The organism is Streptomyces sp. P3 (genome assembly GCF_003032475.1).
In the GTDB taxonomy this organism is placed as follows: domain Bacteria; phylum Actinomycetota; class Actinomycetes; order Streptomycetales; family Streptomycetaceae; genus Streptomyces.
The window spans coordinates 351440-370052 of record NZ_CP028369.1 but is presented as its reverse complement, the minus strand read 5'-3'; the positions used below and the strand labels follow the sequence as shown (position 1 = coordinate 370052).

At 71.2% G+C, this 18613-nt stretch carries 16 protein-coding genes; 12 read left to right on the top strand and 4 right to left on the bottom strand.

Going from position 1 to position 18613, the window contains the following annotated elements; translation table 11 throughout:
* Positions 1 to 109 precede the first annotated feature (109 nt).
* From C6376_RS01460 to mutM, 5 genes are all read left to right on the top strand, one after another.
* Positions 110 to 1189, top strand: coding sequence for a cell division initiation protein (locus C6376_RS01460; RefSeq protein WP_107441734.1), 1080 nt, complete (start codon positions 110 to 112; stop codon positions 1187 to 1189).
* 161 nt (positions 1190 to 1350) lie between these two features.
* Entirely contained in the window at positions 1351 to 2004 is a 654-nt protein-coding gene (locus C6376_RS01455; protein ID WP_107441733.1) for a DUF177 domain-containing protein, read from the top strand.
* Positions 2005 to 2006: 2 nt separating this feature from the next.
* Positions 2007 to 2180, top strand: coding sequence for a 50S ribosomal protein L32 (gene rpmF / locus C6376_RS01450; RefSeq protein ID WP_007493396.1), 174 nt, complete (start codon positions 2007 to 2009; stop codon positions 2178 to 2180).
* Positions 2181 to 2199: 19 nt separating this feature from the next.
* Positions 2200 to 3009, top strand: a complete 810-nt coding sequence (rnc, locus tag C6376_RS01445) for a ribonuclease III (protein WP_107441732.1) — start codon at positions 2200 to 2202, stop codon at positions 3007 to 3009.
* 80 nt (positions 3010 to 3089) lie between these two features.
* On the top strand, positions 3090 to 3950 hold the full coding sequence (gene mutM, locus C6376_RS01440; protein WP_107441731.1) for a bifunctional DNA-formamidopyrimidine glycosylase/DNA-(apurinic or apyrimidinic site) lyase: 861 nt from the start codon (positions 3090 to 3092) through the stop codon (positions 3948 to 3950).
* Here the strand turns inward: mutM and C6376_RS01435 are convergent.
* Positions 3923 to 4324, bottom strand: a complete 402-nt coding sequence (locus C6376_RS01435) for a helix-turn-helix domain-containing protein (protein ID WP_107441730.1) — start codon at positions 4322 to 4324, stop codon at positions 3923 to 3925. The two genes, mutM and C6376_RS01435, sit on opposite strands and share 28 nt — an antisense overlap.
* Positions 4325 to 4430: 106 nt before the next feature.
* Here C6376_RS01435 and C6376_RS01430 point away from each other — a divergent pair, with 106 nt between their 5' ends.
* The gene (locus C6376_RS01430) at positions 4431 to 5018 is read left to right on the top strand and encodes a flavodoxin family protein (protein ID WP_107441729.1); all 588 of its coding nucleotides are present in this window, start codon (positions 4431 to 4433) and stop codon (positions 5016 to 5018) included.
* Between the two features lie 162 nt (positions 5019 to 5180).
* On the opposite strand, the gene C6376_RS01425 is transcribed toward C6376_RS01430, so the two are convergent.
* Positions 5181 to 6323, bottom strand: a complete 1143-nt coding sequence (locus tag C6376_RS01425) for a CAP domain-containing protein (RefSeq protein WP_107441728.1) — start codon at positions 6321 to 6323, stop codon at positions 5181 to 5183.
* 198 nt (positions 6324 to 6521) lie between these two features.
* Here C6376_RS01425 and C6376_RS01420 point away from each other — a divergent pair, with 198 nt between their 5' ends.
* From C6376_RS01420 to C6376_RS01405, 4 genes are all read left to right on the top strand, one after another.
* Entirely contained in the window at positions 6522 to 6803 is a 282-nt protein-coding gene (locus tag C6376_RS01420; RefSeq protein ID WP_107441727.1) for an acylphosphatase, read from the top strand.
* A gap of 379 nt (positions 6804 to 7182) precedes the next feature.
* Positions 7183 to 7386, top strand: a complete 204-nt coding sequence (locus C6376_RS01415) for a hypothetical protein (protein ID WP_020128723.1) — start codon at positions 7183 to 7185, stop codon at positions 7384 to 7386.
* A 277-nt stretch (positions 7387 to 7663) separates the two neighbouring features.
* A complete protein-coding gene (locus C6376_RS01410; RefSeq protein ID WP_107441726.1) occupies positions 7664 to 11323 on the top strand; it encodes an AAA family ATPase in 3660 nt (1219 codons plus the stop codon).
* 217 nt (positions 11324 to 11540) lie between these two features.
* Positions 11541 to 12959 carry a sugar porter family MFS transporter gene (locus tag C6376_RS01405; protein ID WP_107441725.1) on the top strand — a complete coding sequence of 473 codons (1419 nt, stop codon included), beginning with the start codon at positions 11541 to 11543 and terminating at the stop codon, positions 12957 to 12959.
* 111 nt (positions 12960 to 13070) lie between these two features.
* On the opposite strand, the gene C6376_RS01400 is transcribed toward C6376_RS01405, so the two are convergent.
* Positions 13071 to 14042 (bottom strand): LLM class flavin-dependent oxidoreductase, encoded by a 972-nt coding sequence (locus C6376_RS01400; RefSeq protein ID WP_107441724.1) that lies wholly within the window; start codon positions 14040 to 14042, stop codon positions 13071 to 13073.
* Positions 14043 to 14258: 216 nt separating this feature from the next.
* On the opposite strand from C6376_RS01400, the gene ftsY reads away from it, so the two are divergent.
* Positions 14259 to 15473, top strand: a complete 1215-nt coding sequence (ftsY, locus tag C6376_RS01395) for a signal recognition particle-docking protein FtsY (protein WP_107441723.1) — start codon at positions 14259 to 14261, stop codon at positions 15471 to 15473.
* Between the two features lie 208 nt (positions 15474 to 15681).
* Here the strand turns inward: ftsY and C6376_RS01390 are convergent, their stop codons facing one another.
* Positions 15682 to 16371, bottom strand: a complete 690-nt coding sequence (locus C6376_RS01390) for a bifunctional DNA primase/polymerase (protein WP_107441722.1) — start codon at positions 16369 to 16371, stop codon at positions 15682 to 15684.
* A gap of 448 nt (positions 16372 to 16819) precedes the next feature.
* On the opposite strand from C6376_RS01390, the gene C6376_RS01385 reads away from it, so the two are divergent.
* A complete protein-coding gene (locus C6376_RS01385; protein ID WP_107441721.1) occupies positions 16820 to 18304 on the top strand; it encodes a hypothetical protein in 1485 nt (494 codons plus the stop codon).
* The last annotated feature ends 309 nt before the right edge of the window (positions 18305 to 18613 follow it).

The following is an 18613-nucleotide window of genomic DNA, read 5'->3' as shown; positions in this document are numbered from 1 at the left end:
GCCCGACGGCCGTCCTGACGTGCCGTCATCCGGTGTCCGCCGGACACCCCATGGCCGTACAGTCGTCCCGTCCGTCTCCAACACAGCTGTAGAGAGTGGCGAGCAACCGGTGGACGTGCAGAAGAAGCTCGACGAGATCGTCACGGCGGTCTCCAGTGCCCGGTCGATGCCGATGTCGGCCTCGTGCGTGGTCAACCGCGCGGATCTGCTCGCTCTGCTGGAAGAGGTACGCGCGGCCCTGCCCGACTCCCTGGCTCAGGCCGAGGAACTCATCGGCGGTCGCGAGCAGGTCGTCGAGCAGGCCCGCCAGGAGGCCGAGCGGATCATCGAGACCGCCCACGCCGAACGCGGCTCGCTGGTCTCCGGCACCGAGATCGCCCGTAGCTCCCAATCCGAGGCCGACCGCATCCTCGCCGAGGCCCGCAAGGAGGCCGAGGAGGTCCGCGCGGACGCCGACGACTACGTCGACTCCAAGCTCGCCAACTTCGAGGTCGTCCTCACCAAGACCCTCGGCTCCGTCGGCCGGGGCCGCGAGAAGCTCCTCGGCACCGGTCCCGGCACCGACGAGAACGGGTACGAGGACGAGGACGCCCCCGAGCGCAGCCACGACCCCGAGACCCTGCGCCGTGACGCCGACGCGTACGTCGACACCAAGCTGGGCGCCTTCGAGGCGGTCCTCGCCAAGACGCTGGAGGCGGTCGGCCGGGGCCGCCAGAAGCTGCACGGCCGCATCGCCACGGACGACCTAGGCGCCCTCGCCGCCGACACCACCACGTTCCAGCACTCCTCGGACGCCGACTACCTCGCCGACCTGGCCGCCCTCGCGGAGCAGGACGCCGCTCCCGCGCAGCCCGTGCAGCAGACGTACGACCAGCAGGAGCCGCAGCCGGCGTACGGCTACCAGCAGCAGGCCGACCCGTACGGCGGCTATCCGCAGCAACAGCAGCAGGGCTACGGCGGGCAGGACGTGTACGGCTACCAGCAGCAGGCCGACCCCTACGCGTATCAGGGGGGCTACGACCCCCAGCAGGCCCCCTACGACCCGAACCAGGCGGCGGGGCAACAGCACCCGCCCCAGGAGGCCCAGCAGGCCCAGCAGGGGTACGCCCTCGACGAGACCAGCCTCTTCGACACCGGCATGATCAGCGCGGAGCAGTTGCGCGCCTACGAGCAGGGCCGCGGGCTCTAGGACCGGGCACGCAAGGGGCGGATTGGGCTGTGGGCGAATGCTCCAGTATCCTGGCTCATCGGTCGCGTGTGCGCTTCGCTGATGTCGCATGCGCCCGCGATCGCCGCTGCCCGCGACACCGAGGGGCAGCGTCCCCCGAGCTCAGAAGATCGAAAGCAGGAATGGCTCTGAACGCCCGCCTCGACCACCGCAAGCCTCTCGTGTTCGACACGCACGAGCTGGGGCGGCGGCCCGGTGCGCAGCAGCGCCTGAACCGCGAGATCGACGCTCCCCAGGATCTCGGAATCCAGGGAGTCGTCGGGGTGCCGGAAGGCGCTCCGGTGGAGCTCGAGCTCCGTCTCGAGTCGGTCATGGAAGGTGTGCTCGTCACAGGCACCGCCCGTGCACGGGCCGAGGGGGAGTGCGTAAGGTGTCTGGAGCCGCTCGAGTTCGATCTCGCAGCGGAGTTCCAGGAGATGTTCTCGTACCCTGACGCCGACGACCGGGGCCGTGTGAAAGCGGATCCGGCCGACGACGCCGAGGAAGACGAGGACAGGCTCTTCCTCGAGGACGGACTGTTCGACCTCGAACCCGTGCTGCGCGATGCGGTGGTGCTCGCACTGCCGATGCAGCCGGTGTGCCAGGACGACTGCCCCGGCCTGTGCTCCGAGTGCGGAGCCCGGCTGGCGGACGACCCGGACCACCACCACGACGCCGTCGACATCCGTTGGGCGGCACTGCAGGGACTCGCCGGTTCACCTGAAGACGGCGAGAAGGACGAGATGAGCGGCGGCGTGCCTCGATCAGCGCCCGCCGACGAGAAGCAGGAGAAGTAGCCGTGGCTGTTCCGAAGCGGAAGATGTCGCGCAGCAACACGCGCCACCGCCGGTCGCAGTGGAAGGCTGCGGTCCCCACCCTGGTTGCGTGCGAGCGCTGCCACGAGCCCAAGCTGCAGCACATCGCGTGCCCGTCTTGCGGCACCTACAACAAGCGCCAGGTCCTCGAGGTCTGAGCGGCTGGTGAGAGGCTTCATGTCTGACCCCAAGGCGGACACGACCGCCAAGAACAAGGCGGACACGGCCTCGTCCCACACGCTTCTGGAAGGGCGGCTCGGCTATCGGCTCGAGTCCGCCCTTCTGGTGCGTGCGCTGACCCACCGTTCCTACGCGTACGAGAACGGCGGTCTGCCGACGAACGAGCGGCTGGAGTTCCTCGGGGACTCCGTGCTCGGCCTCGTCGTCACGGACACGCTGTACCGCACCCACCCCGACCTGCCCGAGGGCCAACTGGCCAAGTTGCGGGCCGCGGTGGTCAACTCTCGTGCGCTGGCGGAGGTCGGTCGTGGTCTCGACCTGGGCTCCTTCATCCGGCTCGGCCGGGGTGAAGAGGGCACGGGCGGCCGGGACAAGGCGTCCATCCTCGCCGACACCCTCGAAGCGGTGATCGGCGCGGTCTATCTCGACCAGGGCCTCGACGCGGCCTCCGAACTGGTGCACCGCCTGTTCGACCCGCTGATCGAGAAGTCCTCGAACCTCGGTGCCGGCCTGGACTGGAAGACCAGCCTCCAGGAGCTCACCGCGACCGAAGGCCTCGGCGTCCCCGAGTACCTGGTCACGGAGACCGGCCCCGACCACGAGAAGACCTTCACTGCTGCCGCCCGCGTCGGAGGCGTCTCGTACGGCACCGGCACCGGCCGCAGCAAGAAGGAGGCGGAGCAGCAGGCCGCCGAGTCCGCGTGGCGGTCCATCCGGGCCGCGGCGGACGAGCGCGCCAAGGAGGCGACGGCCGAAGCGGCTGTCGCGGCCGACGGCAGCGTGGACCAGGAGTCCGCCTCCGCCTGAGCAGCACCACGCGACGAGCGCCCGCCCCCGACGGGGACGGGCGCTCGGTCCGTGGAGGAACCGACGTCACGGGGGATGCCATGCCCGAGTTGCCCGAGGTCGAGGTCGTCCGGCGCGGTCTGGAGCGATGGGTCGCCCATCGCACGGTCGCCGACGCCGAGGTGCTGCACCCCCGCGCGGTGCGCCGTCACCTGGCCGGCGCCGACGACTTCGCGCACCGCCTCGAGGGCCATCGCATCGGCGCCCCGAGCCGACGCGGCAAGTACCTCTGGCTGCCGCTGGAGGACACCGACCAGGCGGTCCTGGCCCATCTCGGCATGAGCGGCCAGCTCCTGGTCCAGCCGCACCGGGCCCCCGACGAGAAGCACCTGCGCATCCGGGTGCGCTTCGCGGACGACACGGACACCGAACTCCGCTTCGTCGACCAGCGCACCTTCGGCGGGCTGTCCCTGCATCAGACCGGCCCGGACGGGCTGCCGGACGTCATCGCGCACATCGCCCGTGACCCCCTCGACCCGCTGTTCGACGACGAGGCGTTCCACCAGGCGCTGCGCAGGCGGCGCACCACCGTCAAGCGGGCGCTGCTCGACCAGTCGCTGATCAGCGGCGTCGGCAACATCTACGCGGACGAGGCGCTCTGGCGCTCCCGACTGCACTACGAGCGTCCGACGGCCGCCTTCACCCGGCCCCGCACGTTCGAACTGCTCGGCCATGTCCGGGACGTGATGAACGCGGCCCTCGCCGTCGGCGGCACCAGCTTCGACAGCCTGTACGTCAACGTCAACGGGGAGTCGGGCTACTTCGACCGGTCCCTGGACGCCTACGGACGTGAAGGGCTGCCCTGCAAGCGGTGCGCCACGCCGATGCGCCGGCGTCCCTGGATGAACCGGTCCAGCTACTTCTGCCCGAGGTGTCAGAGGGTGCCGCGCGTCCCGTCGTAGCGCTCGCGCGCGGCCAGGACGTCGGTCATCCGTCCCTCGACCAGGTGGATGAGGCCCAGCAGGCGCTCGGCCACATCCCGCCCGAGCGGGGTCAGTTCATAGTCCACGCGGGGCGGGTTGGTGGGCTGTGCCTCGCGGTGCACCAGCCCGTCGCGCTCCAACGCGTGCAGTGTCTGGGAGAGCATCTTCTCGCTCACGCCGTCGACCCGGCGGCGCAGCTCGTTGAAACGCAACGAGCCCTCGTACAGCGCTCCGAGGGTCAGGCCGCCCCAGCGCCCGGTGATGTGCTCCAGTGTGCCGCGCGAGGGACAGGCCTTGGCGAACACGTCGAACGGAAGATCCTGGTCCGCCGCTCTCTCCCGGGTGATGTCCATACGGCAAGCGTACTCGAAGGTAGCGCTAACCGGCAGGTTGCACTAACCAGAAGTTAGTGCTTTCCTGTGGTCACCGTTCTTGAGCTGCCCATTTCTAGGAGTATGTATGTCCACCCCTGTCGTCTCCGTCGCCTACCACTCCGGCTACGGCCACACCGCCGTCCTCGCCGAGGCCGTCCGCGCCGGTGCGGCCGAAGCCGGCGCCGAGGTGCACCTGATCAAGGTCGACGAGATCACCGAGGAGCAGTGGAAGCTGCTCGACCGCTCGGACGCCGTCGTGTTCGGATCGCCCACCTACATGGGGACCGCGTCCGCGGCCTTCCACACCTTCGCCGAGGCGACCTCCGCACGCTGGCCCGACCAGGTGTGGAAGGACAAGCTGGCCGCAGGGTTCACCAACTCGGGTTCCAAGAGCGGCGACAAGCTGCACACGCTGCAGTTCTTCCAGATCCTGGCCGCGCAGCTCGGCATGCACTGGGTCAGCCTGGGCCTGCTGCCCGGCTGGAACAACTCGGCCGGCTCCGAGCACGACCTCAACCGGCTGGGCGTGTTCCTGGGCGCCGCCGCACAGACCAACGTCGACGAGGGGCCGGACGCCGTGCACAAGGCGGACCTGGCGACGGCCGAACACCTGGGCCGTCGGGTCGCCGAGACGGCGCGGGTCTTCCTGGCCGGCCGCGCCCAGGCGGCCTGATCCCGCCCGCTTCCCCGACCCGCGCCGTGACCCGCGACGCAGCCGTCGCCCGGGTCGCGGCGTCGGTCGCGTCCGGCCGCGCGGTCGAGTGCGTGGCGGGGACGTCAAGGCTCCAGGTGAGGACGGGGACCACCAGGATGAGGGCTCTGACCTGCGGCTATCTCAGTAGCCGAAGTCCTGCGTCCACCAGGGGCCGCCGGAGCCGAAGTGGACGCCGACACCCAGTGTCCTGAAGTCGCAGTTCAGGATGTTGGCCTTGTGACCCGGGCTGTTCATCCAGGCCTCCATGACGGCAGCCGCGTCGGCCTGGCCGCGGGCTATGTTCTCGCCGCCGAGGCCGGATATGCCGGCCGCGGCCGCCCGGTCCCACGGGGTCGCCCCGTCGGGGGCGGTGTGGTCGAAGAACCCGCGAGCGGCCATGTCGTCGCTGAACTTCTCGGCGAGGTCGGACAGAGAGCTGTTCGCGGAGACGGCACTGCAGCCGACCTTGGCCCGCTCCTCGTTGACCAGCTTCAGCACCTCGGCGGCGGCCTGTGCCTCTGCCGAAACGGTGACCGGGGCCTTGGGCTTCGCCGGTGCCCTGGTGGCGGCCCTCGACCTGGACGGCGTGGTCTCCGGCTTCTGGGAGGGCGGCTTGGACGGCGTGGACTCGGGCTTCTCGGGAGCCGTCGTGGTCGGCGCGGCCGAGGAGGTGGAGGCGGAGGGCGGGGCCGGAGCGGTGGGCGAGGCCGAGCGGCCGGCGTCGCGGCTGGTCGAGGCGGAGCCGCGGTCGTCGTCGGCGGAGCCGGACGTGCCGCCCTGCTCGGAGGCCGAGTTGGTCGGCGAACCGGCGGCGGCCTGCACCTTGTCGCCGGAGCCACCGCTGCCGCCCCCGAGGCGGTAGCCGTCGATGCCGGGCACCACTCCTGTGGCCACGGCGACCGTGCCGATGGCCACCGCCGCGGAGACGCCGAGCAGACCGGACTTCACCGGCGTGGCGACCCTGCGCTTACGGCGGCGCCCCGCACCCGCCCGATTCGCACCCGGCCGGTGGGCGCCGCCGTCGGGGGTGAACCCGTCGGCCGCGAACACCGCGGTGTCACCGTGGGCGTGGCCGCCCTCCGCGTACAGGTACTCCTGGCTCCTCGCGACGGAGTCCGCGTAGGCCTCCGGGTTCAGATACGGCGCGATGCCGATGGTGGGGAGGGTTTCCGTGTGCGCGTCCTGTGCCCTGTGGCTGTCCGCATGCGAGCCGTGCGTCTGTGTGACCCCCGTGGCGCGGCTCGTGGCGGCGCGGCCGGCGGCGGAGCGTCGGTGGCGTCCCATGTCCTTGCCTTCCTCGTCCGAGCGGTGTTCTCAGCGGCCGGCCGAAGCTCTGGGGCGACGCGCGCCTCCTGCTCCCTCTGGTCGACCTGACTCACCCGATCGAGTGAGTTTCATATGAGAATCATTGGGTGGGGACGGTACCTCATGGCGCTGAGGGAGGAAGTGCCCCGAGAGACTTTGCACGGTTAGGTTGCACCCATGAGCGAGGATGTACGGCTGGTCGCCTGGGTGCGCGGACACGTGCAGGGCGTGGGATTCCGCTGGTTCACGCGGGCGAAGGCGCTGGAGATCGGCGGCCTGAGTGGTTTTGCTCTCAATGTGGCCGACGGTCGGGTTCAGGTGGTCGCCGAAGGGGCCGAGGACGCGTGCGGGGAACTGCTCGGCTGGCTCCTGGGCGACGACACGCCCGGACGCGTAGACGGAGTCACCGAGATATGGGACACACCGCGCGGAGGTTACGACGGCTTCGCGATCCGCTGAGAACTCCCGCCCGGGGCTCCCGGGGAAGCGGAGGGGAATGCCACGGGCACGTGCCCCCAGCGGAAAGGGCCAGGTGATTGCCAAGAAACGCTTGCCGTGGGAGGCTCCGCACCTAAGGATGATCGCCACGCCCCCAGGGCCCCGCAGGAGACGCAGCGCCGCCGTTCCGGCCGCGCGCCGCCGGGTCGCCCGCCAATACGGGGCGTGATCGTGTTGACCGTCAAACTTTTTGGTGAGACGCTGAAAGCACCCCGCGCACCCCAGCTGTTTGGCATGGATGAACGGCAGCACGAACAAGATCCTGCCAAGCACCGCGGGTGCAAATCCCTCACGACCCACACCGCTTCGGTCGGTCACTCATTGTGGAGGACCATCCATCATGGCAAAGGCGCTTCTCGGTTACGTCGGCGGCTCCGACCCGCGACTCCTCGCCGAGATGCGACGGCTCCAGCAGCGTGTACAGGATCTGGAATCCGAGCTCGGACGGATCCAGGCCGAGAACGACGCGCTGACGGCTGCCGCTTCTCACGAATCGCTTCTGGAGAGCATCGACGCACGCCAGGCGGAGCCTGCGCTCACCTGACCGCTGCACGCCGCACAACGGCACGCAGAAGTCGGGCGGCTCATTCTCACCGCGTCGGACCGCTAGGTTGTCAGAGTTTGCAAGGGACGCTTCGGCGTCCCTTCTTTCTTGCCCGCCATACTTCCGAGCCCCCGCTTCCGCCCCGCTGCCTGCGCCCCGCCCTTGGTGCCCCGGCGCACCCTTTCAGTCTCTTTAACGTTTGGTGTGCCCTGCGCGTTCATGGGTGAAACCGCGGGTTCATGGAGTGAGACACCCCCGGAAGGTAGAGTCCAGCGCCGTGCACCTCAAGGCCCTGACCCTCCGGGGGTTCAAGTCGTTCGCCTCCGCGACCACGCTCCGGTTCGAACCGGGGATCACGTGCGTCGTCGGACCGAACGGTTCGGGCAAGTCCAACGTCGTCGACGCACTCAGCTGGGTCATGGGCGAGCAGGGCGCCAAGTCGCTGCGCGGCGGCAAGATGGAAGACGTCATCTTCGCCGGCACCACCGGCCGTCCCCCGCTGGGCCGCGCCGAGGTGTCCCTGACCATCGACAACTCCGACGGGGCCCTCCCCATCGAATACGCCGAGGTCACCATCACGCGGATCATGTTCCGCAACGGCGGCAGCGAGTACCAGATCAACGGCGACACCTGCCGGCTGCTCGACATCCAGGACCTCCTCTCCGACTCCGGCATCGGCCGCGAGATGCACGTCATCGTCGGCCAGGGCCAGCTCGACTCCGTCCTGCACGCCGACCCGATGGGCCGCCGCGCCTTCATCGAGGAGGCCGCGGGCGTCCTCAAGCACCGCAAGCGCAAGGAGAAGGCGCTCCGCAAGCTGGACGCGATGCAGGCCAACCTCGCGCGCGTGCAGGACCTCACCGACGAACTCCGGCGTCAGCTCAAACCCCTCGGCCGGCAGGCCGCCGTGGCCCGCCGCGCCGCCGTCATCCAGGCCGATCTGCGCGACGCCAGACTGCGCCTGCTCGCCGACGATCTCGTACGGCTGCGGGAGGCCCTGCAGACGGAGGTCGCCGACGAGGCCGCTCTCAAGGAGCGCAAGGAGGCGGCCGAGCAGGAGCTGCGGAAGGCCCTGCAGCGCGAGGCCCTCCTGGAGGACGAGGTCCGTCGGCTCACCCCGCGTCTCCAGCGGGCCCGGCAGACCTGGTACGAGCTGTCCCAGCTCGCCGAACGCGTTCGGGGCACCGTCTCGCTCGCCGACGCCCGGGTGAAGAGCGCCACCTCCGCGCCCCTCGAGGAGCGGCGCGGCCGCGACCCCGAGGACATGGAGCGGGAGGCGACCCGGATCCGCGAGCAGGAGGCCGAACTTGAGGCCGCCCTCGAAGCGGCCCAGCACGCACTCGACGACACCGTCGCCCATCGCGCGGACCTGGAACGGGAGCTCGCCGTCGAGGAACGGCGACTGAAGGACGTCGCCCGGGCCATCGCCGACCGTCGCGAGGGCCTGGCCCGGCTGAACGGCCAGGTCAACGCGGCCCGCTCGCGCGCCGCCTCCGCGCAGGCCGAGATCGACCGCCTCGCCGCCACCCGCGACGAGGCCCAGGAACGGGCCGTCACCGCACAGGAGGAGTACGAGGCGCTCAAGGCGGAGGTCGACGGTCTCGACGCGGACGACCACGAGCTTGCCGAGCGGCACGAGGGCGCCAGGCGGCAGCTCGCCGAGGCGGAGGCCGCCCTCACCGACGCCCGCGAGGCGGCCACCGCCGCCGAACGCAGCCGCGCCGCGACCCGGGCCCGCCGGGACGCCCTGGCCCTCGGGCTGCGCCGCAAGGACGGAACGGGAGCCCTGCTGGCCGCGCGTGACCGCCTGAACGGCCTGCTGGGCCCGGCAGCCGGACTGCTGACGGTGACGCCCGGCCACGAGGTCGCGCTCGCGGCGGCCTTCGGCGCAGCCGCGGACGCGATCGCGGTGACGACGCCCGCCGCGGCGGCCGAAGCCATCCGGCTGCTGCGCAAGCAGGACGCGGGGCGCGCCGCACTGCTGCTCGGCGGCGCGGCGGGGGACGCTCCCCAGGAGCAGTCCACCGACGGTCACCGCATCGACGGCCGGTCCACCGACGGGCAGCGCGCCGACCGGCACGGCGCCGATGGCCGGCCCACCGACGGGCAGCCCGTCGACAGGCACCGCGCCGACGGGCCGCCGTACGCTGCCGACCTGGTGCGGGGTCCCGGCGAGCTCATTCCCGCCGTGCGCCGGCTCCTTCGGGGGATCGTGGTCGTGGGCACGCTGGAGGACGCCGAGGAACTGGTCTACGCCCGCCCGGACCTCGTCGCGGTCACCGCCGAGGGAGATCTGCTGGGCGCGCACTTCGCGCACGGCGGGTCCGCCGGGGCGCCCAGCCTGCTGGAGGTGCAGGCGTCCGTCGACGAGGCCGACGCCGAGCTCGACGAGCTGGCCGTGCGCTGTGCGGAGCTGACGGAGGCACAGCGCGCGGCCGGTGAGCGTCGCGAGGAGTGTGCCGCGTTCGTCGAGGAGGCGGGGGAGCGGCGGCGGGCCGCCGACCGGGAGAAGTCGGCCGTGGCGCAGCAGCTCGGGCGGCTCGCCGGGCAGGCCCGGGGCGCGGCCGGTGAGGCCGAGCGGTCCGCGGCGGCCGCGGCGCGGGCGCAGGAGGCGCTGGACCGGGCCGTGGAAGAGGCCGAGGAACTGGCGGAACGGCTGGCCGTCGCCGAGGAGATGCCGACCGAGGAGGAGCCCGACTCCTCGGTGCGGGACCGGCTCGCCGCCGACGGGGCCAACGCGCGGCAGACCGAGATGGAGGCCAGGCTTCAGGTTCGCACCCACGAGGAGCGGGTCAAGGGGCTGGCCGGGCGGGCCGACTCGCTGGACCGGGCCGCGCGGGCGGAACGCGAGGCACGCGCGCGTGCCGAGCAGCGGCGGGCGCGGCTGCGGCACGAGGCGGCCGTCGCGGACGCCGTGGCCTCGGGTGCGCGGCAGCTGCTCGCCCACGTCGAGGTCTCCGTGGGCCGGGCCGAGGCGGAGCGGGTCGCCGCCGACGCGGCCAAGGCGCGGCGGGAGCAGGAGCTGGCCGCCGCCCGCACCGCCGGGCGCGATCTGAAGGGCGAGCTGGACAAGCTGACGGACTCGGTGCACCGCGGCGAGGTGCTCGGCGCCGAGAAGCGCATGCGCATCGAGCAACTGGAGACCAGGGCGCTGGAGGAGCTGGGCGTGGAGCCCGCGGGGCTCGTCTCCGAGTACGGGCCGCACCAGCTCGTGCCGCCCTCGCCGGCCGCCGAGGGCGAGGTGCTGCCGGAGGACCCGGAGGACCCGCGCAACCAGCCGAGGCCCTTCCGGCGCGCCGAGCAGGAGAAGCGGCTGAAGTCGGCCGAGCGCGCCTACCAGCAGCTCGGCAAGGTGAACCCGTTGGCGCTGGAGGAGTTCTCCGCTCTGGAGGAGCGGCACAAGTTCCTCAGCGAGCAGTTGGAGGATCTCAAGAAGACCCGTACCGACCTGCTTCAGGTAGTGAAGGAGGTCGACGAGCGCGTCGAGCAGGTCTTCACCGAGGCGTTCCGGGACACCGCGCGGCAGTTCGAGGGCGTGTTCGGCCGGTTGTTCCCGGGCGGCGAGGGGCGGCTGATCCTGACGGATCCCGACAACATGCTCACCACGGGCGTGGACGTGGAGGCCCGGCCGCCGGGCAAGAAGGTCAAGCGGCTCAGTCTGCTCTCGGGCGGCGAGCGGTCGCTGACCGCGGTCGCCATGCTGGTGTCGATCTTCAAGGCGCGGCCCAGCCCGTTCTACGTCATGGACGAGGTCGAGGCCGCCCTCGACGACACCAACCTGCAGCGGCTCATCCGCATCATGCAGGAGCTGCAGGAGTCCTCGCAGCTGATCGTGATCACGCACCAGAAGCGCACGATGGAGGTCGCCGACGCACTGTACGGCGTGTCCATGCAGGGCGACGGTGTGTCGAAGGTCATCAGCCAGCGCCTGCGTTGACCGGCCGGAGCGGGTACCCGTGATCCGGCTCCCACTGCTTTCACTTCAAGAGTTGAACACAATTCCTGCACGTGGGCGCTGAAAAGTTACAGCTGGGCTCTATTGACTTCGAAACTTGAAGACATAGTCTCGGCATCGTTGCTTTTACCTTCAGGTGCCACCTATCTGGAGGTGCTGATCCCGTCGGCAGTGCTGCCGACGGCTCGAGGAGTTGAACGTGACCAGCACGACGCAGGCACAGCAGTCAGGAGCCGGCAGGGCTCACCCCGATCATCTCGGGCATGTCGTCTTCATCGCGGCGGCGGCAGCGATGGGCGGATTCCTCTTCGGCTACGACAGCTCCGTGATCAACGGCGCCGTGGAGGCCGTCCGGGACCGCTACGACATCGGCTCCGCGGCCCTCGCCCAGGTCATCGCGATCGCCCTGATCGGCTGCGCCGTCGGAGCCGCGACCGCAGGCCGCATCGCCGACCGCATCGGCCGCATCCGGGTCATGCAGATCGCCGCCGTGCTGTTCACGGTCAGCGCCGTGGGCTCGGCGCTGCCCTTCTCCCTGTGGGACTTCGCCTTCTGGCGGGTCGTCGGCGGCTTCGCCATCGGCATGGCCTCCGTCATCGGCCCCGCCTACATCGCGGAGGTCGCCCCGCCCGCCTACCGCGGTCGGCTCGGCTCCTTCCAGCAGGCCGCCATCGTCATCGGCATCGCGATCTCGCAGCTGGTCAACTGGGGACTGCTCAACTCCGCCGGCGGCGACCAGCGCGGCAAGCTCATGGGCCTGGAGGCCTGGCAGGTCATGCTCGGCGTCATGGTGGTCCCGGCCGTCCTGTACGGCCTGCTCTCCTTCGCCATCCCCGAGTCCCCCCGCTTCCTGATCTCCGTGGGCAGGCGTGAGCGGGCCCGCGAGATCCTCGAGGAGGTCGAAGGCGAGAGCGTCGACCTGGACGCGCGCGTCGCCGAGATCGAGCACGCGATGAAGAGCGAGCACAAGTCGACGTTCAAGGACCTGCTCGGCGGTTCCTTCTTCTTCAAGCCGATCGTCTGGATCGGCATCGGCCTGTCGGTCTTCCAGCAGTTCGTCGGCATCAACGTCGCGTTCTACTACTCCTCGACGCTGTGGCAGTCGGTCGGCGTCGACCCGACCGACTCGTTCTTCTACTCGTTCACGACGTCGATCATCAACATCGTCGGCACCGTCATCGCGATGATCTTCGTGGACCGCATCGGCCGCAGGCCGCTGGCCCTGATCGGTTCCGTCGGCATGGTCGTCGGCCTCGCGCTCGAGGCCTGGGCGTTCTCCTTCGACCTCGTCGACGGCAGGCTGCCGGCCACCCAGGGCTGGATCGCCCTGATCGCCGCCCATGTGTTCGTCCTCTTCTTCGCCCTGTCCTGGGGCGTCGTCGTCTGGGTCTTCCTCGGCGAGATGTTCCCCAACCGCATCCGCGCCGCGGCCCTCGGCGTGGCCGCCTCCGCGCAGTGGATCGCCAACTGGGCCATCACCGCGAGCTTCCCGTCGCTGGCCGACCGGAACCTCTCCGCGACGTACGTGATCTACACGGTCTTCGCGGCGCTCTCCATCCCGTTCGTCCTGAAGTACGTCAAGGAGACGAAGGGCAAGGCACTGGAGGAGATGGGCTGAGGCTCCCTGCGGGGGCTGCGGGGGCTGCGGGACCAGGGCGCCCGATCTCGAGGAGCCGGGCCCGGTTCCCGCTGCCCGCTCCTCGCCACCCGAAGGACGCGCTGCCCCGGCTCACCCGCCGAGCCGGGGCAGCACGCCTTCGCAGAACAGCCGCAGGCTGCGCCACCCCTCCTCCACCGGCATCCCGCCCGCCAGCGGATGCAGGACGAGGTTGTCGAGCCCCTGAGCCACGCACGCGTCCGGCGTGAGGATGCGGTAGACGCCCTCCTCCCGCAGCTCCGCCACCGTCGTCGCCCCCGACTTCACCGCCGAACGGATCCCGCCCGACTGCCAGGACGCATAGGTCCGCGCCTCGTGCAGGAAGCGCCGGCCGTACTCCGCCCACGCCCGGTCCGGATCCTCGGCGACATGCAGCAGGGGCGTCTCGGCGCCCGGCATCATCGTCCAGCCTTCCGTTCCGTACTCCGCCAGCCGCTCCTTGTAGTACGCCTCCAGCTCCGGCAGATGGGCGCTGGGGAAGAACGGCAGCCCGAGCCGGGCGGCCCGGCGGGCGGCGGCCTTCGACGATCCGCCCACCAGCAGCAGCGGGTGCGGATCGGTCGCCGGGCGGGGAGTGACCCGTACCGTGCGCCCCCGGTAGGTGAACTCCTCGCCGGTCCAGGCCTTCAGCACGGTCTCCAGCAGCTCGTCCTGGAGCAGCCCCCGCCGCTTCCAGTCCACTCCGGCCCGGGCGTACTCCTCCGGCCGGTAGCCGATCCCGGCGACCGTGACCAGCCGCCCGCCGCTCAGCAGATCCAGCACCGCGATGTCCTCGGCCAGCCGCAGCGGATCGTGCAGCGGTCCGATGACGGCCGAGACGGTCACCGCCAGCCGGCGCGTCGCCCCGAGCACCGCGCCCGCGAAGACGAAGGGCGAGGGCAGCCAGTTGTTCTCGACGCCGTGATGCTCCTCGGTCTGTACGAGGGTGACCCCGTGCCGGTCCGCGTATGCGGCCATCTCCAGCGCCGCCCGGTAGCGGACGCCCAGCTCGGCGGGGGTCGCACCGGGGGCGACGAGGTTGAATCGGACGACGGTGACGGGCATGGGGGACCCCCTTCGGCGGATGTGGGGGACCGTAGCTGACGAGGTGTCAGAAAACCATGGACCGGACGGCCCGGCTGTGAGCACCGGCCGGGAACCGCCCCCTCGTGCCCACCGTCCCGCAGGGCGAGGCCGGACGAGGGAGGGCGAGGGCGGCCCGACGCGCGGCCGGGCCGCCGCCAGCCCCGGTCGGGAGGGGTCACGCATACTGGACCCGTTATGGAAACCGTCATCCTTGCTGTAGTCATCGCCGTGGTCGTGCTCGCAGTGCTCGGCGGGCTGGTCGTCGGCAGCCGGCGGAAGAAGCCGCTGCCTCCGCCGCCTCCCGCAGCGCCCGACATCACCGCCCCTCCGGCCGAACCGCACGTCGGCGACGAGGCCGAGACGCCGCGCGACGAACCGCGCCGCACGATCGAGGAGGTGGATCTTCCCGACGGCGGCTCGACCGGTACCGCCGTCGAGGAGCCCCCCGTCGTCCCCCCTCTCGAGGTTCCCGAACTCGAGATCCCGGAGCCCACCGAGGGCCGGCTGGTGCGCCTGCGCGCCCGCCTCTCCCGCTCCCAGAACGCCCTGGGCAAGGGGCTCCTCACGCTGCTCTCGCGTGAGCACCTCGACGACGACACCTGGGAGGAGATCGAGGACACGCTGCTCACCGCCGACGTCGGCGTGGCCCCCACCCAGGAACTGGTCGAACGGCTGCGCGAGCGCGTGCGGGTGCTCGGTACCCGCACCCCTGAGGAGCTGCGCGCGCTGCTGCGCGAGGAGCTGCTCAAGCTGGTCGGCACCGAGGTCGACCGCACCGTGAAGACCGAGCCCGAGGACCGCAAGCCGGGCATCGTGATGGTCGTCGGCGTCAACGGCACCGGCAAGACCACCACCACCGGCAAGCTCGCGCGCGTGCTCGTCGCCGACGGGCGCTCCGTCGTCCTGGGCGCCGCCGACACCTTCCGCGCGGCCGCCGCCGATCAGCTCCAGACCTGGGGCGAGCGGGTCGGCGCGCACACCGTGCGCGGTCCCGAGGCCGGCGACCCCGCCTCCGTCGCGTTCGACGCGGTGAAGGAGGGCAAGGAGATGGGCGTCGACGTCGTCCTCATCGACACCGCCGGCCGTCTCCACACCAAGACCGGTCTGATGGACGAACTCGGCAAGGTCAAGCGGGTGGTCGAGAAGCACGCCCCGCTGGACGAGGTGCTGCTCGTGCTCGACGCCACCACCGGGCAGAACGGGCTCGTCCAGGCCCGGGTCTTCGCCGAGGTCGTCGACATCACCGGCATCGTGCTGACCAAACTGGACGGCACGGCGAAGGGCGGCATCGTGGTCGCGGTCCAGCGCGAGCTGGGCGTCCCGGTCAAGCTGGTCGGACTGGGCGAGGGGGCGGACGACCTCGCGCCGTTCGAGCCGGAGGCCTTCGTTGACGCCCTTATCGGGGACTGACCGGCCGATATCGCGAGGCCGCGTACCGCGAGGTCGTGCAGTGCAGAGGGTGTGCCGGGAGGCACGCCGGGGCACGGAAGAAGCGCCCGCTCCGAGGTGCAGTCGGAGCGGGCGCTTCGCTGTGTACGTCACCGGGTTCCTGCGGGGGAGGGCCGCTCCCGTGGCGCCAGCGGTTCCGCGAGGCGTCGGGCGGGCCCCTCGGCATGCGTCAGGCGGTACGGCCGAGGGTCTCCCGCTGGCCCTGGGCGCGTGACCGGTGGGCCAGGTACGCCAGTGTCCCCAGCAGCAGCCGGGCCTCCGGTGGGCGGGTCGCCGAGTCCAGGGCGGGCGGGCGCAGCCAGCGCACCGGGCCGAGGCCGCCGCGGTCGGAGGGCGGGGCCGTGATGAACGTGCCGGGGCCGAGACCGCGCAGGTCGAGAGCGGCCGGGTCGTCCCAGCCCATCCGGTAGAGCAGGTCCGTCAGCTCGGCTGCGGCGCCGGGAGCGACGAAGAACTGGGTGCGGCCCTCGGGCGTGGCGATGACCGGGCCCAGGGGCAGGCCCATGCGCTCGAGGCGGACCAGGGCGCGCCGCCCGGCGGGCTCGGGGACGTCGAGCACGTCGAACGCGCGTCCGACGGGCAGCATCACCGCAGCGCCCGGGAACCCGCCCCATGTCCTGCCCACGTCGTCGAGGGTGGCGCCGGCCGGAACGCGCGGGGCGAACTCCAGGGGGTGTGCCCCGGGTTCGCGGCACCCGGGGCGTCCGCAGGAGCAGACGCCGGCCGCGGCCCGCGCGCCGGGCACCGCGTCCCAGCCCCACAGTCCCGTGAACTCGGCGACGGCGGTGCACTCGGAGGAGCGACCGCGCCTGCGCGCGCCGGAGCGGATCTCGCGAATGCCGCCGATCGTGAAGCCCATGCCCCCTCCAACGGGTCCTGCGCGCCGCCGGTTACGCAGCGGTCGAGCACTGTGACTCTGTGTGCTTCCGCTTTCCCCGGGGTCGCCCGATCCAGGCAGCGCCCGGGAGTGTCACAGGTGGTGGGCTCGGCTCCGCGCGCCCCTGAGTGCTTCGCTCCGCTCACCCCTGGCGGTTCTCTGTCAAGTGAATCGCGTACAGGTCACCGGGAGTTCATTCGAAGGGGTGGCGAATGGTGGCGTTTCCTGGATCGCCGTGGCTGGGACCGTGATCGCGGGATTACTTTGAGTAGGCGGGTCCGGTGGACGGTTGTGCTCGTGGGTATGCCGGAGGCAAGTCGGGTTTCCGTTCGAAGGGTGACAAGTGTCGTACGGCGGGACCTATTTACCGGCATTCTGATAAGGCTTGGCGCACTCAGTGACAAGTGGTCTCAGGGATGGGGGCGTTCCAGTGAGCGGCAACGGCGGAAGCGGGAACAACGCTGCGGGTGCGGACAGGCGCCCGAACGAGCTGCTCACCTCGTGGTTCGTGCGGAGCGGCTGGTCGAAGGGCGAACTCGCACGTCAAGTCAACCGCCGAGCACGCCAGTTGGGCGCCAACCACATCTCCACCGACACCTCGCGCGTGCGCCGCTGGCTGGACGGCGAGAACCCCCGCGAGCCCATCCCCAGGATCCTCTCCGAGCTGTTCTCCGAGCGGTTCGGCTGCGTCGTCTCGGTCGAGGACCTCGGACTGCGCGCGGCCCGGCAGGTGCCCTCCGCGACCGGCGTCGACCTGCCGTGGACGGCCCCCCAGACGGTGGCCCAGCTCAGCGAGTTCTCGCGCAGCGACCTGATGCTGGCGCGCCGCGGCTTCCTCGGGACGTCGCTGGCCCTGTGCGCGGGGCCGTCCCTGATCGAGCCGATGCAGCGCTGGCTGGTCCCCTCGCCGTCCGCCCCGGTAGAGGAGCCGGAGTCGGTGCCGACCAGCCGGGCCCGCGGCCGGCTCTCCCGGCCCGAGCTGGACCTGCTGGAGTCCACCACCGTGATGTTCCGGCAGTGGGACGCCCAGTGCGGCGGCGGTCTGCGCCGCAAGGCGGTCGTCGGGCAGCTGCACGAGGTGACCGACCTGCTCCAGGAGCCCCAGCCCGAGTCCACCTCGCGCAGGCTCTTCAAGGTCGCCGCCGAGCTGGCCGAGCTGGCCGGCTGGATGAGCTACGACGTGGGGCTCCAGCCGACCGCCCAGAAGTACTTCGTCCTGGCCCTGCACGCGGCGAAGGAGGCCGGCGACCGGCCGCTCGGCAGCTACGTGCTGTCGAGCATGAGCCGCCAGATGATCCACCTGGGCCGGCCGGAGGACGCGCTGGAGCTGATCCACCTCGCCCAGTACGGCAGCCGGGACTGCGCCGGCCCGCGCACCCAGTCCATGCTGTATGCGATGGAGGCCCGCGCCTACGCCAACATGGGCCAGCCCGGCCGGTGCAAGCGCGCCGTCCGGATGGCCGAGGACACCTTCGCCGAGACCGACGAGTGGGACGAGCCGGACCCGGACTGGATCCGCTTCTTCTCCGAGGCCGAGCTCTACGGGGAGAACAGCCACTCCTTCCGCGACCTCGCCTATGTCGCAGGCCGCAGCCCCGCCTACGCCTCGCTCGCCGAGCCGCTGATGCGGCGGGCCGTCGAACTGTTCGCCGGCGACGGCGACCACCAGCGCTCCTATGTGCTGAACCTGATCGGCATGGCCACTGTGCACCTGCTGCAGCGCGAGCCCGAGCAGAGCACGGTTCTCGCCACGCAGGCCATGAAGGAGGCCAAGAAAGTGCGCTCCGAGCGCGTCAACACTCGTATCCGAAAGACGGTCGACAGCGCCGTACGCGATTTCGGGGAACTCTCCGAGGTCGTGGACCTGACCGAGCGGCTCACCGTCGAGCTGCCGGAGACGGCCGAAGCGGTCTGATCCACCCCGCCCGCCCGGCCGCCGACAGCGGTCCACCGGGCGAAACCCCAGAACCCCGGCCGCGGCCGGTCCTCCCGAACTGCCCGACTCGGCTCCCCCATGCCAGGTCATCGGAAGGCCGGCCGCGGCCGGTTTCCCTCCTTCAGTGAAGGTTGCGCCACCATAACGATCCGCTCGTCGAACATCAGCCAGTTCACCGAGGCGTAACGCACAGAGCGCCTTCGTCACCGCGGCGAAACAACGAGGGGCCTCCGCCGAAACGGCGCTGCGCGAATCTCATGGCGCATAACCGGCCCACCCCTCACGAAC